This window comes from Moraxella nonliquefaciens, from assembly GCF_001679005.1.
Classification (GTDB): domain Bacteria; phylum Pseudomonadota; class Gammaproteobacteria; order Pseudomonadales; family Moraxellaceae; genus Moraxella; species Moraxella nonliquefaciens.
Genome location: NZ_LXTW01000010.1, coordinates 12008 through 12531, shown reverse-complemented (window position 1 = coordinate 12531; position 524 = coordinate 12008). Strand labels below are relative to the sequence as shown.

Here is a 524-nt window from a genome sequence, read left to right as displayed (position 1 = left end):
AAGATGGCTTGGTTTTGGTTTGGCGTGGTGCCACTTGCTTGATTAGCATAATGATATTTAGCCGTTAGGTTGTGCTTATCATTAGGGTCAGTATAGCCATAGCCTACTCTTGTGCCATTTGGATGAACCACCTGCGAGAGGTTATGATGTTTGTCCAAGAAATAGTGGCTTGTGCCAATGGGGCTTTGTACGGTGATGTAAGGCAGATTGTGTTTGGTGCTTTGGTAGGTAAAGGTAAGGCTTTGCCCTCGATGATTGGTCACTTTGGCAAGTCTGCCTTTGGTGTCATAGCGTAATTGGTAATGCCCTAAGTGGGGCTTTTGGGGGTTTTGATAGACGGATGAGAGCTGTCCATAGGTATGAGTTGCTGTATGGGCAGTGGATTGTTTGGTGGTGTGGTGATGAGCTTTGTTTAGTCTTTGGGCTTGCTGATTGGCTTGTTTGTGCAGCACAAAGCCAAAGCGTCTGCCATCAGGTAAATGCCAGTGCCAGTGTTCGCCATCGCGATTGTTTTGGACCTCTTT

The 524-nt window shown here is 46.8% G+C and carries 1 protein-coding gene; it reads right to left on the bottom strand.

Annotated elements, in window-relative coordinates; all coding sequences use genetic code 11:
- On the bottom strand, window positions 1-524 hold a 524-nt coding region (locus tag A7456_RS04160; RefSeq protein ID WP_158512478.1), incomplete at both ends, for a hypothetical protein.